Genomic DNA, 12,256 nt, shown 5'->3' with positions numbered 1-12,256 from the left:
GGCTGGCGAGCGCCCATGCGGCAACTGGCGATTTCCTGCGCGCAGCCCCAGGCCTACCAGGCCAGCTCCGGCTCGGCTTCGGGCTCGGACCATCCCTCGCAGTAGCGCCGGCCGAACTCCTCCCGGTCCATCGCGGGCTCGACACGGTGGAGGACGACATCGTCAGCCGAGAGCGTCACGCCTTCGCGCTTTCGCCAGACATAGCCCGCGCCGGTCTCGTAGGCCTGGGGTGGGATGTCGACCCGGAAGGCGCCCTCGGCGAGCCGCGCCATCAGGAAGACATGGCCGCCGTCGAACTCGGTATAGACCTCCGCCACGTCCTCGACGCCGGCCTCGCAGAGAACCGTGGCCATCGCCGAGGCGATCTCCTGGCAGGCGCCGCCCGCGCCCAGGACCTCATCGAGGCCGTCTTTGTCCTGCTGCCAGTCGTCGAGGCAGGCCTGGGCGGCGACCGCGAGCGCGGGGCGCAGTGCGTCGATGTCGGCACGGGTCGGGCAATCGGGCATGCAGGCCTCCCTGTTCGGGCCAGCCTCTTTCGAATAAGCGAAAAACAGAAATGGGAAATGCTTATCCTGAAACCGATCGCGCCCGCATGGCGCGGCGCCAATCAGCCTCGCTCGGGTAGGGCGAGGCGTAGTCCCGGCCCTCCCAGCGCATGCGCCAGCCCTTCCAGGGTGTGCGGGGCGGCATTGGTGCTACGGCGAGGCCGTGGCGAATGCCGAGCGCGCGGCAAAGCTTGTCGGCCACGACCGGCACCTTGCCGCGGGTCTCCGAGAGAACCGAGACCCCATGCGAGAGGATCGTTATCGCGGTCTCGCGGCTCATCTGCCGCGTCGCGATCCGCACCTCCATCAGCCCGCCATGGACGAAGGAATGGCAGGCATGGCAGAGCGGCTCGATGCCGATGAGGTGCATCTGGAGCGCCCGGTAATCCACCGAGAAACGCTCATGGGCCTCGAGGCGCGGAAAGAAGAGCGCCTGGCGCGAGGCGACACCGCAGGCGGCGCAGCGGTAGCCGTGGCGGGCACAGACCGCGCGCCGCATCCGGTCCCAGTCCGCGCGGCCCATGATGGTGCGCGGGTTGACGCCGTGGAGCGGCGGCGGGATCACCGGCTGCTCGAGGATCTCGGGAAGGGGACCGGGCATGGCGCGTTTCCTTGGTGCTCCCGGTCAGGCCGCCGGTGTATCCGGGGCGAGATCGGCAAGCCTCGCCTGGATCGGATCCAGCAGTTTCGCCCTGATGCTGGCGTTGTATTCCAGGATCTCGGCCTCGACCTTCGCGAGGGGCTCCTTCATCGCCTCCCGCCGTTCGGCGGGAAGCCCGGCATATTCTTCGAGCCTCGCTTCGCCGTTGCCGATCTCGGCGCGGAGTCCCGCCTCGACGCATTTCAGCGTCGCCTCGTTCGAAACCGTGCCGAGCCCGCCCTCGGCGGCGACCGCCGCGAGCCACCGGGCCACGCCCGAAACGGAGAGATGGAGGCCTTCCCGGCGGCCGAGGTCACCCCAGGTTCCGTATGGCTCCTGGCCCGCCGGGGCGACCGGCATGTTCAGGGTCGCTTCGTCAAGGACCGAGGCCGCAAGGTCCGGGGCGGGACGATGCCTCTCCCAGGCGGTGACGAAGAGGTCGCGGGCCTCGGCGCTGATGAAGCGCATCTCCTTGTCGGCCTTGCGCGCGGACTGCCAGGTCACGGCCACGGGCTCGCCGTTCAGCAGCAAAAGCTCCAGACCGACCCGCGTGTCGGTGCAGATCCATTTGTCGATGTCGATGGAGGTCATCTTCTCGTTCTCGAAGAACAGGCTCGCATGTTCGCTCCCGCTCCACGACCCATACGTGCCGTAGAGGGCGCTCTCGATCTCGTCGCCATCCATGAACCAGCCCGCGTCCCAGGCCTTGCGGCCCACGAAATCGCGCGAGGCGATGAGGGAGGCAAGCGTCAGCGCGCCGGCGGGGGTAGTAATGGGGTCGGTCATCGGGGGTGTCCTTCGTGGTGCGGGTTCAGTTGCCGGGACGGAGATCGTCACCGCCATCCTTCGCGGCCGGCTGCGGCTCGGGGCGCATCGCCGCATGGATCGCCTCGATCAGGGCGATCTCACCCGTCAGCGCATGCTTGATGTTCTCGTAGACCGGCTCCTGGGCCGGGAAGCGCCGCCGCGCCTCCTTCAGCATCGGCAGGAAGTAGACCTTGGTCTCGGCGAGGTATTCCTTCTGCTTCCCGATCGAGAAGACGCCGACCATGCTCCTGTGGTTATGGCCGCGGTCCGCGCCCTTGGCCACCGAGGCCACCGGATCGTTCGCGATCGCGGAGAAGACCGCGCCGGGATGGCGCTTCTCACCCCGGAAGGTCTTCGTCATCGCCGCGACCGCATTGGCGGTCCGGTCGCCGAAGCGCACCCGGATCTCGCCGTCGGCCACGTCGAAATCCTCGCGCACGTCATGCAGGAAGACGGTGGCGAAGGTCTCCTGCGGATAGGAGAGGGAGGCCTCGAGCGTGCGCAGGTAATGCGCGATCGAGACCTGGTGGTCGAACTCCGGCGTCACCCCGTCCTTGCGGGTGCCGGTGTGAAAGCCCTTGGCGAAATCCATCGCCTCGAGCGCCAGGTGAAAGCCGCGGCCCTGCAGCCAGTAGCGCATCGAGATCCCGCGCTTCGAGAATTCGCTCATGTCGGTCATCATGGTGCTCCGCCTCAGGCGCCGGGTCCGGAGGACGCATCCTCCGGGGCGTGGCTTTCGCCAAGGTCGTAATCCGACGTGTCGACGGTGATCTCGCCGTCCGCCGGCAAGGTGATGTTGACCGGTTCGTCCTTGCGTGCGTCGTAGACATGGAGCCGGACCGCGCCGTTCTCGAGTTCGATCCAGATCTTCCGGCCATCGGCGGTGCTGATGTCGATGCGGTCGGCGCCCCTCTCGATCTCAAGGGAGATGCTCCGCGGCGCCTCGGGCGCGCGGTCATGGTCGTCCTGCCAGTCCTCGATCTCGTGAGTGATCTTCTCGCCCATGGGCGCCCCTTTCCTGCCGATGATGCCACGCCAGCCCGGCCGGTCCTCCGGGACCAGGACCTCATGGCCATCCGCATCCTCAACGAACCGCCATTGCGGGTTGTCGTAGACGAAATGCGTGATGCTGCTGCCCTCGAGAACCAGCTGCCCGCCCGCCTTGCCCCAGGCGAGATAGGCGGCCCAGTCGGCCTGCGGATCGCCGCTCGACCAGCGTTCCTCCTCGCGCCCGCCGCGGGTCACGACGACGCCGCGATAAGATCCCGGCTTGCCCTCGTCGTAGTCGATGTTCACATGGAAATGGCTCATTTCTCTTCGCCCTCTTGCCAGCCGATTCTCGCGGCATCCCGGGAAAACCGGAATGCCCTTGTCGCTTCGGGCGTCAGGTCGCGAGAACCTCGAGCAGCATTGCCACCGCGACCTTGGAATCGCCCTCCATCGAGGCCTCGAGCGCCAGGCCGAGCTTCGGGCCGACATGGATGAGATCGAGATCCGTCCAGGAGTCGGGGTCGACCCGCAGCAGGCGGCCGTCCACCTCGCGGATGCTCTTGCGCAGCTTCGTGAGGTCGACGAGATGGGCGGGCAGGTCCGCGGCCGGCGCCTCGGCGGCCGCGAAGGGGGCTTGCGGGGCCGCAGGCGCGTCCGCAGCGACGCCGAAGGCGGCGGCGACCTCGTCCACCTTTTCCCGGAGCGCCGCGATCACGTCCCGCGCCTCCGCCTCGGTATAGTCGTAGTTCTTCTTCGAGGAGAGATTGCCGAGGATGCCGATCGCTTCGAGGATCTTCGGCAGCCGGCTGTCGCGGAGCCGCACGAACTTCTCGGCCTTGGTCTCTTCCGTCATCTGGCCCTCATTCCGCATTTGCGAAAAACATAGATCAGCATCCGAATGGCGTCAATAATTTTCGCAACTATGGCGCCGGCATGGCGGAGGGTGCGGCAAACAGATCGACGCCGTCGGCGAGCCGGTTGCGGACGATCGGCCGCGCCGCCCAGTGGGTGCCGCTCTCGAGGATCGTCTGCAGGAAGCCGGGACGGACCCACTTGTAGCGTCCGACCACCCGGCCCTCGTTCTCGACCTTGATATAGAGGCCCTCGGCGAGATCGGCGTCGGGCCGCATGGCCCCGCTTTCCGCGATCGCCCGCTCGGGGTCGACGCCGGCCTGGGCCGCCGCCTCGCGAAGCGCGTCGCGCCAGCCCGGCGTGCGGTAGAGCGACGGGCCAACCATGTCCCGGAGCGCCTTGCGGTCCTTCGGCCAGTCCTCGCCGACGACGGGGACCGAGACGACCGGCGACCCCTCGAGGAGCGCGTGCCGGCGGTCGGTCGAGAGAAAGACGCCCTCCTGCCGGTCCCAGATGTCGAACTCGTGGAAGTAGTGGGGCAGGGCGTCGTAGAACTGGGTGTGGCGCGCGAAGCACCACTCGCCGTACATGGTGTAGCGATCCTCGAGCCGCTCCATGATCTCGGCCTCGTGGAAGACGGCCCATTCCTTCAGGAGGTTGAACTGTCCCTCGCGGGCGCCGCCCGCGAGGTAATGCCCGCGCGACTGCAGGCGCATCTCGAGCCCGGCGCCAAAGGAGATCCCGGTGTTGGCGCCGTCGAGCTTCTCCTCGGAGATGAAGCGGCAGCCGGGATGGCGGCCGCGCAGCTCGTCGAGCGTCACCTGGTCGCCGGCGTCGTCGCCAGGCTGGAGCTTCGACCCCTCGAGATGCGGTGTTCGGGGGTATTTCAGGATCGCTTCATCCATGGTTTTGTCTCGCGGGCGATTTCGGAGGGATTGGTCGCATATTCGCAAAGCGTCTTCCAGCGGAAAGGCCGGCATCCCGCATCAGGGCTCCGGCCCGTCCTCCTCCGGCGCGGACGCCGGCGCCGCGAAGACCTCGTTCATCCGCTCCTCCGAGGGTGCGGGCATCGGCGCGCCGCCCGCGAGGACGACATCGTGGAAGGTGAGCGGGAAACGCAGGAAGGCCTTGCCGTGGACCGACCAGGACATGACCACCGAGCTTCGCGCCTCGAAGGAGGCGCCGTCGGCGAAGCTGACGCGAAGCCGCCCCTCCATGCCCGCGGGATCGAGCCTGCGCCCGATCACCTCGATCGCTTCGAAATCGCCCTTGCGTTCGATGATGCTGTCGAGCTTGGCGAGGTTCTTGTCGATGTAGCTCCGGCAGAGCTCGTCGGCGTCGGCATCGGCGCGCCTGCCGATCCGCTCGCGGAAATCGGGCCTGCGCTGATGAAGCGTCTGGCGGCTGTCATGGTCGAAGCGCGACTCTGTCAACGCCTCGAGCGCTCCCCGCAGCACCGGGTCCGACCGGCCGTTTCCGATCCGGCGCGTGTGTTCGTAAGGCGAGTAGTCCCGCAGCCGCTTTCCCTGCGGCGCGGTCCGGTTTTCCTCCTGCGCGGCGAGATAGGCGTCGAGCCGGCGCGTGTGGCGCTCCGCGATCAGGTCGCGCAGCGCGTCGCGGGATGCCCGCGTGATCTCCTCAAGCACGCCGAGGACCCGCGCCATCGCGGTGCCGGAGGCCGCGGGGGCGGAGTACCGCTCGGTTGGCGTCGCCTCCGGCACCTTCGGCTGGCGTTTGACGGCGAGATCCTTGCAGCGGGTGACGAGCCCGGCGAGCGGTGCGATCTCCGCCAGGAAGGCACGGATTGCCCGGCCCGCTGGCGTGTCCGGCACCGCCTCGGCGCGGCGCTGAAAGGTGGCCATGGTGTGAGCCTGCGGATATCCGTTCAGGGCCTGGAGCGCAGCCCGTTCCGTTTCCGCCGCGGCATAGTCGCGGCTCCAGGTGTAGGGGTCCTGCACGGCGCGCCGCCAGCCCTCCTCGATGGCCCGGCCAACCAGGGATTTCGCCTCGGTGAAGACGGGGTTCGGGATCGAACCGGCGGCGGCGCCGGCCTCAAGATCCGAGACGGCCTTCGCGAAGCGCGCGCGCCCGCGCTCGGAAAGGGCGGCGGTCAGGGTCGGGTAATCGGCTGCGGGCATGGCGGGATCCTTGTCTGGCTCCCGCGATCATCCCGGAAAGATGCGAAAATCAGAAACCCGCAATGCGGGGCGGCCTAGTCCCGGCCGAGACCCCAGTTGCGGGTGGGGTCGCTCCTGCGGTTGGGGATGGAGAGAGGCGCGGGATCGCCGTGGCGTTGGCCCTCTTCGTCGATCCACCAGCAGACGGCGGTCGTGCTCCGGGTCTTGCCGCTGTTCGACAGGTATCGGTCGAGCATCTTGTGGCACTCCATGCCGGCGAGCCGGATCGTTCCGCCGGCGCCGTATCCCCGCAAATGGATGAAGACCCGGTCGATCAGCGCGGCCGAGATCTCCTCGGCGCGGGCGATGCCCGGATCGGCGGCAATCGCCTGCGCGCGCTCGTCCATGGCGCGCCAGGCCGCGTCGCGGGCCTCCTTCGCGGCGGTCCGGCTGGTGCGGAGCGCCCGGCTCCGCTCCACGAGATCGGGCTCGCTCGCGATATAGGCCTCGAGCGCGGAGAGGTCCTTCGGGGAGGCCTTGCGCCGCTGCGGGATCATCCCGGCCTCGAAGAGCCGTTTCAGGAGCCGCGCGCCCGCCGGCGTGATGACCTCCGGCTCGAAGGCGGCATTGTCGCCGCGGTGAGCATCGCGCACCTCCTCGAGCGAGACCGGGATCGGGTCCTGGTGCTCCCCGCAGAGAACATCGAGGATCACCTCCCGGAAGGTCTGCAAGGCAACATTTGGCCTGACCTCGGGGATCAGGCGGACCACCTCGCCCTGGCGCAGGCAGAGTTCGCTCTCGATCCGGTCGTCGTTCCTGTCCATCTGGGCCTCCCGGAAACCTGGCGCATCCTTAGCGCGGCCACGCGGGCGGCCGCAAGGATCAGAGCAGACGCCGCTGGCGTGGCGCCTCGATCGGCGGCAGGTCGCGGCCGAGCGCGAGATCGCGCAGGATATGGCCATGGCAGGCGCGCGGCGCGCACCAGCAGATGAGATCGCGGCCCTTCAGCTCGCGCCGGGCCCGGGCGACGAAATCCGGGTTCTGGTGCAGCCAGGCCACGTATTTCGCGATCACCTCCTCGCGGGTGCCGTCCTTGCCGATCGAGAACGGGTTACCGAAGGGCGAAGGCCGGCCGACATAGACCGCGTTCGGCGCGGACTTTCCGACGACATGGGCGTTCAGGACTTGCGGGATGTCGATATCGCTTCCCACGGCACCTCCTTCAGGCCGCGGCGCGGCGATGGATGGCAGGATCGGCGATTCCGCCCCGCTTCCAGAGACCCGCCTTCGCCTTGCGCGCCCTTTTCTCGTCGCGATCATAGGCCCGGTTGCGCGAGATCGCGTAGCCCGAGGCCACCATGGCCTGGCCGATGTCGCCGCGGCCGCAGAACAGCTGCGCCACGATCCGGCCATAGACGTCGGTATCGCGCGGCACCGCATGGACCTGGCGCCGGCTCAGAAGGCTCTCGAGCCGGCCCTTGGCCGCGGCCCCGCCCGCCTCTCCCATTTCCGGGGCATCGATCCCCCAGATCCGGATCTTGCGGCCGTCGTGATGGAGCGTATCTCCGTCGATCACGAGCGGATGGCGCATATCGAAAGGACGGCCGTGCGGGAAGCGCCGCGGCGCGGTCGCTCGCCACAGGAGCCGGACGGGGAAGAACAGGATCTTGAACAGGATCTTCATGGCGCGTCCTCGGTTTCCGGGCAAGGATAATGGATTTCGAAGATGCGAAAAAGTGATTTCAAACAGGGTTGGGAAAATTATTTGCCTTTGCCCATGTATCAATTTTCGCACATATTCGCCATGCTGACCATAATGCGTTCAACGGGAAGAATCCGGATGTCCGACTACCGCCGCTTCACTACCAGACATGACCTCACCTGTCACTGGACGCACCTGTTGACGCCCGAAAGGCGGCACGAGATGAAGGAGGCCGTCGAGACGATCGGCAAGACCTGCCTGCCGGAGAATTTCGATCGCGCCTTCGACGGGCTCGACGCCCGGCTCGCGGACGCGTCGGGGGCCGACACCTTCCTCACGCTCCTTGTCGACATGTCCGGCTCGATGCACGGGCAGGGCATCAGGTCCGGCATCATCGAAAGCCTGCGCCAGGTCGGCGACCGGCTCGACGCGGCCGGGATCGACTTCGAGATCCTCGGCTTCACAACCCGGAACTGGAAGGGTGGACGCTCGCGCGAGGACTGGATCATGGCCGGCCGGCCGAAAGAGCCGGGGCGCCTGAACGACCTTCTCCATATCGTCCTGAAGGGGGCGGACGAGCCCTGGGCGGAGAACCGCGACGCGCCGATGATCCTCGCCGAATTCAATCTTCCAAAGGAGAATATCGACGGCGAGGCGCTCGAATGGGCGCTCGAGCGGATCCTGCAGCAGCCCCATGCCAGGCGCGCGATCCTCGTCGTGTCCGATGGGTACCCGCTCGATGACTCGACCCTGCAAGCGAACGCGCCGGACTGCCTGCGCCGGCATCTTCGCAAGATCGTCGACGAGGTGACGCGCGAGGAGGGCGTGACCCTCGGGGCGGTCAATCTCTTCTTTAGCGCGGCGGAGGCTGAACGGCAGCGGATGGACGCCGACTATCCGCGCGGGGTCTCAGTGGCCCATGACGATCCGGCCGCCTTCGCGCTGGCGCTGTCGGAACGGATCGCCACCCTCGCGCTTCCCGCGCCCGCGCTGGCCGAGGCGCCCGCACCCTGAACCCGTTACGAAAATCGCAAGAAACAGCACCAGGAGAGACCGATGTCCAAGAAGATCACCCTGTTCGTCGAGGTGGAGATCGAGGAGCATGTGACGCCGATCGAGGCGATCGCGGCGAGCCTCGGAGCGGCGATCGATACGCGCCTGCGCGAGGGCGTGCTTGGCGCCGAGGACGAGATGATCTGGCAACCGGCGGTCGTCCATGTCGGGGAGAACCCGATCCGCGCGATCGCCGGGCTCGAGACCTGGAACGAGCGCTGCGTTAGAGAGATCGCCGATGAGATGGAGCCGGACTCGGTCGAGGATATCGTCGAAGGGGTCCATGCCGCGCAGACCGACCTCGACTACCTGACCGATCAGAGCGATGAGCTCGAGCGCCGGATCGTCTCCTGCCGGGAAGTTCTCGGCCTGCCCTGCAAGAGCGTCGAAGAGCTTGCCGAGGATGCGATGGCCGATCTTGAGACCCCCGAGCCATGACGGCCGCGGCTGGGCGATGCGCGGGCTTTCAGAACCCTGAGGCAGACAGCCATCGGCACGAGCGCGGCGACCGTGACCCAGGGCGCGATCGCTTCGGGTGAGAGGCGGCCGGCGAGAAGGGGCAGGCCGCCGGCGGCGATCATCAGAAGCGGGAGCAGGATGGTCTCGATTCTCATTCTCGGGCTTCCTCCGGGGTCTGCCGGCCGGATCCCGGCCTGGCAGCAAGATAACCGGCCCGGGCCAATCCAACAATCCGTTATTCGCAAATGCGTGCGGAAGACTGTGGATGGGCGGACCACGTCTTCAGAAGCCGGGCCCGTCCTCGCCAGGAGCATCGGTCCGCGCCACGGCCTCCGGCGCCGCGATCCTTCGCTCCTGGCCGATCACGGGGCCCGCGCCGCGGATATGGGGCATCCGCCAGCTCACGCCGCCCGCGCGGTTGCGCATGAAATGGCCCCGCACCCAATGCGCGCGCCGGCGCGTCTGGTCCTTGCCGTCCGCCTCGCGCATCGCCAGGTGCTGGCCGCGGCCGAACTCCCCGAGCGAGATGCGCGAAATCCGGGTGGCCGGGAGATCTTCGCCCTCGCGCATCGCCCGGCGGCGCTCGGCGCGGCTCTGGCCGCTCTCCTCGTCCACCTCGAGCATGCCGCGGTGGGAGAGCATCTCCGACATCGCGACCGCCAGGCCGAAGTGGAGGATGTTCATCTCTTCGTGCTCGGCTTTCGCCGCATGAAAATCCGCGCGGGCGCCAGGCTCGCAGGCGGCGATCGCCTGCTCGAAATGCGGCGTGTCATGCTTCCAGCCGCCTCCCTCTGGCGCGAAGGTCATGACCGAAAGGGCGGGCGCGAAGTGCCGGTCGTCCCGGTTCATGAATCGGACCGTGATACCATCCTCGCGCTGATGGATGAGGGCGGCCTGCTGCTGCGTGGATCCGGGGATGTCGCGCTCGATCCAGAGCAAGGGGAACGGCAACCGCGCACCCTTGAACATCGGGAAGATCCCGTCACCCATCTCCTGGAGGAGGTTCGAGAGCATCTCGGCCGCCTCGAACTCGAGACGGAACTTCTGCGCCATGCCGATCGCTTCGACGACGTCCGCCGAGTCCCGCCGGATCCGCCGGATGCGGTCCGCGAGAGGATCGCTGGCGAAGGCTGGCGGTTCCTTCAATGAGGTCACGAGGTTCTGGTAGTAGGCTCTCGCCGTGTCGATCATTCGCGGCATGTCATCCTCCGCCGTTCAGATTTGTCGGTGTCCCGCGGCCCCCGGCCGGCGGGCGCCGCGAAATCCGCGTCAGGGCTCGACCCCGACATCGTGCTCGCATCTCAGCTTCACGCCGGGCTCGGGGAGCCAGTCGGGCTCACCGGCGGGCGCGATGCGCACCTCGGCGCCCCAGCTGAGGGTGAAGAAGGGCCCCGCCGCCATGGCGTCGCGCAGATCCGCCTCGTTGGCGCGCAGGCGGTCCAGGAGATCGGGCGCGGGCGACGAGACCTGGTAGATCGCCTCGACGTCGGTCTCGTCGCTGCTGTTGGCCAGGCGCGGGGCGCCGTCGTGCTCGAACACGAAAATGCGCGGGCAGTCGTAGTAGTGGAGGGTTTCGATCTCGCCGAGGCTGATCGGGACGCCTCCGTCCTTGCAGGGCGCTTGCGTCCCGCCGGTGCCGGTGTCGGGTTGCTCGGTCATCATCCAGTCCTTTTCCGTTTCCCGGCGGGAGGGTCAGGCGCCCGGTCCGGGTGCTGCGTCGTTTTCCTCGGCGGCCCGGTCATCGAGCCAGTCCGCGAATTCCTGCTTCAGGCCGACCTCATCGAGGAAGCGGGACTGCAGCATGGCCATGGTCTCCGAGGACCAGCCCTGGGCGACCTGCGCCCTGAGGATCTGGCCCTCCGGCTCGGGCTTGCGGTCCGGCGCCTCGAAGCGCGCATCCTCGTCGCAGTTGAAGAATTCGCCATCGTTGTGCATCGCCACGAGCTCCGGGACGACGCGGTCCTCGGGGAGCGCCTGAAGGGCGATGACCTGGCTTTCGCCGATCCAGAGGCCCACGTCGATTTCCCGGCCGATATCCTCGAGGCTCATCGAAGACAGCGCGTCGCCGAAGGCGACCGGATCGGTTTCCTGGGCGAGCACGGTCACCCGGATCGTGGCTTTCAGAACCGGCTCCTGGCCTTTCGAGTATTCAGGAATCTTCATGTCAGGTTCTCACTTCAAAACTGAGGGTTGGTCATGTCGGCGGAAGGCAAGTCCTCGCAATTCCGACGAAGAACGGGGTCGTCGATGCAGATCGGCTCGAGGCCGAGTGCCGGCTGGTCCATGTCGAGGATCCGGTAGGGCTCGAAATTCGTGCCCTGGCCCTCATAACCCATCATGTTGGCGGTGAAGGCGATCGGACCGAAGGCGCCCTGCAGCGTGCCGCGGCGCGCCCAGTGCGTGTGGCCGGTAACCCAGGCGTCGATCTTGAGGCCGAGGAAGTCACGGCGCATGTCCGAGACATAGCCAGGTGCGTAACCGCCCTTCTTGGCCTCGTGCGCGAGCAGTTCCGGAGCCGGCAGGTGGTGGGTCATGACGAGGGTCCGGCCAACATGGGGGGTGGCCAGGGCGCCGAGGAGCCAGGCCCGGTCGCTCGCATGCATGGCGACGGTGTCGGACGCGCGCAGGTTGCGAAGCCCGCCATCCTGCTCGCGCCACTCGACGCGGCTGTAGTCCCTCATGATATACTCGGCGCCAAACATCATCTTTTCCTGCTGGCCGAGAATGTCGAAGTCGGTCCAGAGCGTCGCGCCAAGGATCCTCGTGTCGCCGATGAAGGTCTCGCCCTGGTGCAGGACGCGGATGTCGTACCCTTGGCCTCGGAGGGCCTCGAGACGGTCGAGCTCGGCCGCGCGCTGGTCCTGGTAGACCGACCGGTAGGTCTCATGGTTGCCCCAGATCATGATCACGGGCGCCTCCCAGGCCTCCTGGATGCGCATGGCGTCGTCGAGATGGGCGCCGCGGGCGTTGAGATCGCCAGCGATCAGGACCGCATCGACGGATCCGGCCGGGCAGTCGGCCGAGGGCGTCGGGAAGGCCGCCTCCGACATCTCGCGATGAAGGTCGGACCAGTGAAGGAAACGCGTCATGA

The 12,256-nt window shown here is 67.6% G+C and carries 17 protein-coding genes; 2 read left to right on the top strand and 15 right to left on the bottom strand.

What is annotated here, in order from left to right; translation table 11 throughout:
* Positions 1 to 53 precede the first annotated feature (53 nt).
* The 11 genes from OM960_RS15815 to OM960_RS15765 all read right to left on the bottom strand — a co-directional run bounded on the left by OM960_RS15815 (position 54) and on the right by OM960_RS15765 (position 7,635).
* A complete protein-coding gene (locus OM960_RS15815) occupies positions 54 to 506 on the bottom strand; it encodes a hypothetical protein (RefSeq protein WP_264772641.1) in 453 nt (150 codons plus the stop codon).
* Positions 507 to 567: 61 nt separating this feature from the next.
* Positions 568 to 1,146, bottom strand: coding sequence for a hypothetical protein (locus OM960_RS15810; protein WP_264772640.1), 579 nt, complete (start codon positions 1,144 to 1,146; stop codon positions 568 to 570).
* Positions 1,147 to 1,170: 24 nt separating this feature from the next.
* Positions 1,171 to 1,971: a hypothetical protein gene (locus OM960_RS15805; protein ID WP_264772639.1), complete on the bottom strand. Its 801-nt coding sequence runs from the start codon at positions 1,969 to 1,971 to the stop codon at positions 1,171 to 1,173.
* Positions 1,972 to 1,996: 25 nt separating this feature from the next.
* The gene (locus OM960_RS15800) at positions 1,997 to 2,671 is read right to left on the bottom strand and encodes an HD domain-containing protein (RefSeq protein WP_264772638.1); all 675 of its coding nucleotides are present in this window, start codon (positions 2,669 to 2,671) and stop codon (positions 1,997 to 1,999) included.
* Positions 2,672 to 2,685: 14 nt separating this feature from the next.
* A complete protein-coding gene (locus tag OM960_RS15795; RefSeq protein ID WP_264772637.1) occupies positions 2,686 to 3,303 on the bottom strand; it encodes a hypothetical protein in 618 nt (205 codons plus the stop codon).
* Positions 3,304 to 3,376: 73 nt separating this feature from the next.
* Positions 3,377 to 3,835 carry a hypothetical protein gene (locus OM960_RS15790; RefSeq protein ID WP_264772636.1) on the bottom strand — a complete coding sequence of 153 codons (459 nt, stop codon included), beginning with the start codon at positions 3,833 to 3,835 and terminating at the stop codon, positions 3,377 to 3,379.
* A 67-nt stretch (positions 3,836 to 3,902) separates the two neighbouring features.
* Positions 3,903 to 4,739, bottom strand: a complete 837-nt coding sequence (locus OM960_RS15785) for an RNA ligase family protein (protein ID WP_264772635.1) — start codon at positions 4,737 to 4,739, stop codon at positions 3,903 to 3,905.
* 81 nt (positions 4,740 to 4,820) lie between these two features.
* Entirely contained in the window at positions 4,821 to 5,972 is a 1,152-nt protein-coding gene (locus OM960_RS15780; RefSeq protein WP_264772634.1) for a hypothetical protein, read from the bottom strand.
* A 74-nt stretch (positions 5,973 to 6,046) separates the two neighbouring features.
* Positions 6,047 to 6,775 carry a hypothetical protein gene (locus OM960_RS15775; RefSeq protein ID WP_264772633.1) on the bottom strand — a complete coding sequence of 243 codons (729 nt, stop codon included), beginning with the start codon at positions 6,773 to 6,775 and terminating at the stop codon, positions 6,047 to 6,049.
* Between the two features lie 58 nt (positions 6,776 to 6,833).
* Positions 6,834 to 7,163, bottom strand: coding sequence for a DUF4326 domain-containing protein (locus OM960_RS15770; protein ID WP_264772632.1), 330 nt, complete (start codon positions 7,161 to 7,163; stop codon positions 6,834 to 6,836).
* A 10-nt stretch (positions 7,164 to 7,173) separates the two neighbouring features.
* The gene (locus OM960_RS15765; RefSeq protein ID WP_264772631.1) at positions 7,174 to 7,635 is read right to left on the bottom strand and encodes a thermonuclease family protein; all 462 of its coding nucleotides are present in this window, start codon (positions 7,633 to 7,635) and stop codon (positions 7,174 to 7,176) included.
* A gap of 156 nt (positions 7,636 to 7,791) precedes the next feature.
* Between OM960_RS15765 and OM960_RS15760 the strand changes: the two genes are divergently transcribed.
* Both OM960_RS15760 and OM960_RS15755 read left to right on the top strand, forming a co-directional pair.
* Positions 7,792 to 8,667: a cobaltochelatase CobT-related protein gene (locus tag OM960_RS15760; protein ID WP_264772630.1), complete on the top strand. Its 876-nt coding sequence runs from the start codon at positions 7,792 to 7,794 to the stop codon at positions 8,665 to 8,667.
* Between the two features lie 42 nt (positions 8,668 to 8,709).
* Positions 8,710 to 9,144: a hypothetical protein gene (locus OM960_RS15755; RefSeq protein ID WP_264772629.1), complete on the top strand. Its 435-nt coding sequence runs from the start codon at positions 8,710 to 8,712 to the stop codon at positions 9,142 to 9,144.
* A gap of 303 nt (positions 9,145 to 9,447) precedes the next feature.
* Here the strand turns inward: OM960_RS15755 and OM960_RS15750 are convergent, their stop codons facing one another.
* From OM960_RS15750 to OM960_RS15735, 4 genes are all read right to left on the bottom strand, one after another.
* On the bottom strand, positions 9,448 to 10,365 hold the full coding sequence (locus tag OM960_RS15750; RefSeq protein WP_264772628.1) for a hypothetical protein: 918 nt from the start codon (positions 10,363 to 10,365) through the stop codon (positions 9,448 to 9,450).
* Positions 10,366 to 10,434: 69 nt separating this feature from the next.
* Entirely contained in the window at positions 10,435 to 10,824 is a 390-nt protein-coding gene (locus OM960_RS15745; RefSeq protein ID WP_264772627.1) for a hypothetical protein, read from the bottom strand.
* A gap of 33 nt (positions 10,825 to 10,857) precedes the next feature.
* On the bottom strand, positions 10,858 to 11,328 hold the full coding sequence (locus OM960_RS15740; protein WP_264772626.1) for a hypothetical protein: 471 nt from the start codon (positions 11,326 to 11,328) through the stop codon (positions 10,858 to 10,860).
* A gap of 14 nt (positions 11,329 to 11,342) precedes the next feature.
* A complete protein-coding gene (locus OM960_RS15735; RefSeq protein WP_264772625.1) occupies positions 11,343 to 12,254 on the bottom strand; it encodes a metallophosphoesterase in 912 nt (303 codons plus the stop codon).
* Positions 12,255 to 12,256 lie beyond the last annotated feature (2 nt).

Origin of the sequence: Defluviimonas salinarum (genome assembly GCF_026013545.1) — a bacterium.
GTDB lineage: Bacteria > Pseudomonadota > Alphaproteobacteria > Rhodobacterales > Rhodobacteraceae > Albidovulum > Albidovulum salinarum.
This window is presented reverse-complemented; position numbering and strand designations above follow the sequence as displayed.

Bases quoted from the DNA above. Each gene is read 5' to 3' on its own strand.
- OM960_RS15795 (WP_264772637.1), bottom strand. From the start codon at position 3,303: ATGAGCCATTTCCATGTGAACATCGACTACGACGAGGGCAAGCCGGGA.
- OM960_RS15760 (WP_264772630.1), top strand. From the start codon at position 7,792: ATGTCCGACTACCGCCGCTTCACTACCAGACATGACCTCACCTGTCAC.
- OM960_RS15755 (WP_264772629.1), top strand. From the start codon at position 8,710: ATGTCCAAGAAGATCACCCTGTTCGTCGAGGTGGAGATCGAGGAGCAT.
- OM960_RS15810 (WP_264772640.1), bottom strand. From the start codon at position 1,146: ATGCCCGGTCCCCTTCCCGAGATCCTCGAGCAGCCGGTGATCCCGCCG.
- OM960_RS15750 (WP_264772628.1), bottom strand. From the start codon at position 10,365: ATGCCGCGAATGATCGACACGGCGAGAGCCTACTACCAGAACCTCGTG.
- OM960_RS15740 (WP_264772626.1), bottom strand. From the start codon at position 11,328: ATGAAGATTCCTGAATACTCGAAAGGCCAGGAGCCGGTTCTGAAAGCC.
- OM960_RS15765 (WP_264772631.1), bottom strand. From the start codon at position 7,635: ATGAAGATCCTGTTCAAGATCCTGTTCTTCCCCGTCCGGCTCCTGTGG.
- OM960_RS15745 (WP_264772627.1), bottom strand. From the start codon at position 10,824: ATGACCGAGCAACCCGACACCGGCACCGGCGGGACGCAAGCGCCCTGC.
- OM960_RS15785 (WP_264772635.1), bottom strand. From the start codon at position 4,739: ATGGATGAAGCGATCCTGAAATACCCCCGAACACCGCATCTCGAGGGG.
- OM960_RS15800 (WP_264772638.1), bottom strand. From the start codon at position 2,671: ATGACCGACATGAGCGAATTCTCGAAGCGCGGGATCTCGATGCGCTAC.
- OM960_RS15775 (WP_264772633.1), bottom strand. From the start codon at position 6,775: ATGGACAGGAACGACGACCGGATCGAGAGCGAACTCTGCCTGCGCCAG.
- OM960_RS15805 (WP_264772639.1), bottom strand. From the start codon at position 1,971: ATGACCGACCCCATTACTACCCCCGCCGGCGCGCTGACGCTTGCCTCC.
- OM960_RS15790 (WP_264772636.1), bottom strand. From the start codon at position 3,835: ATGACGGAAGAGACCAAGGCCGAGAAGTTCGTGCGGCTCCGCGACAGC.
- OM960_RS15780 (WP_264772634.1), bottom strand. From the start codon at position 5,972: ATGCCCGCAGCCGATTACCCGACCCTGACCGCCGCCCTTTCCGAGCGC.
- OM960_RS15735 (WP_264772625.1), bottom strand. From the start codon at position 12,254: ATGACGCGTTTCCTTCACTGGTCCGACCTTCATCGCGAGATGTCGGAG.
- OM960_RS15815 (WP_264772641.1), bottom strand. From the start codon at position 506: ATGCCCGATTGCCCGACCCGTGCCGACATCGACGCACTGCGCCCCGCG.